Consider the following 973-nt stretch of genomic DNA (forward strand, 5'->3'; position numbering starts at 1 on the left):
AGGATCAGTCCACTTGATTTTACCGCCTTCAGTTCTCCGTTTCCGGCTTGGCTTGCCTCCAGGAGGGTTTGCAGGGCTGGATCGGAGAGGATTCGGCGCACGATTTGGTTAATGAGGTCTTCATTCATGAGTTATTCCTCCATGAGCACTCCATAGCTCTGTGGGTCAATAAACGCCGCATTGGCTTCATCTAAGTCCAAATGCATTTCTTTTTGGTATTGGTCACTGACTCGGATTAGCACATCTTCATAGACCATCGGACGTTGGCTTTCTACTTTCACGCGAACTCGGTCTCCATCCTTTAAAGACCACGCTTGCGCATCGTTAGTATGCAAGTGGATGTGCCTGCTAGCGACCATTACACCCGTCTCAAGCTCGACATGACCAACTGGGCCTACAATCTGAAGACCTACAGTTCCTTCATGTTGGCCCGAGTCTCGGATAACGGGCTTAATTCCCAATTTGAAACAATCCGTAACGCTCAGTTCGACTTGTGTCCGTTTTCTCACGGGGCCTAGCATGCGGACCATCTCCAGACTTCCTTTGGGTCCAACTAAAGTAACGGTTTCTTGAGCTGCAAACTGCCCGAGTTGGGATAGTTCTTTTTGGACGGTTAAAGCATAGTTTTGGCCAAAAAGCGTTTCTAAATCGGTCTGGGAAAGGTGGATATGACGATTCGATACTCCTAATGGAACTCGTTTTTCTTCGTGTTCTTGTGTTTTTCGTCCCCGCACTTCACAGGCGAGAATATAGAAGGCACTGGAAAGGCGGTTTAAGGCTTGGATTAGGTCGGTTCGGCTACAGGCCCCGGTTTCATCCGTGAAGGCCCGATTGGCGTAAAGTTCGACCTCTCGTGACTTTGCTCTAAGATGATGAAGTTTGGCTACAATAGCTCCATACGCATAGCTCAGCGGAGTATGATCAATCCCAAAGTATTTTTTTGGGATGATGAGATCGTTCGCGGAGTTCTTCT

Annotated in this window: 1 protein-coding gene; it reads right to left on the minus strand. The window is 48.2% G+C overall.

The window, feature by feature from the left end; genetic code table 11:
* Positions 1-131: 131 nt before the first annotated feature.
* Positions 132-973: phosphate propanoyltransferase (pduL, locus tag UF75_RS25735; RefSeq protein WP_242860439.1), on the minus strand; the 842-nt coding region annotated here is incomplete at its 5' end.

It is taken from the genome of Desulfosporosinus sp. I2 (genome assembly GCF_000960765.1).
Lineage (GTDB): Bacteria > Bacillota > Desulfitobacteriia > Desulfitobacteriales > Desulfitobacteriaceae > Desulfosporosinus.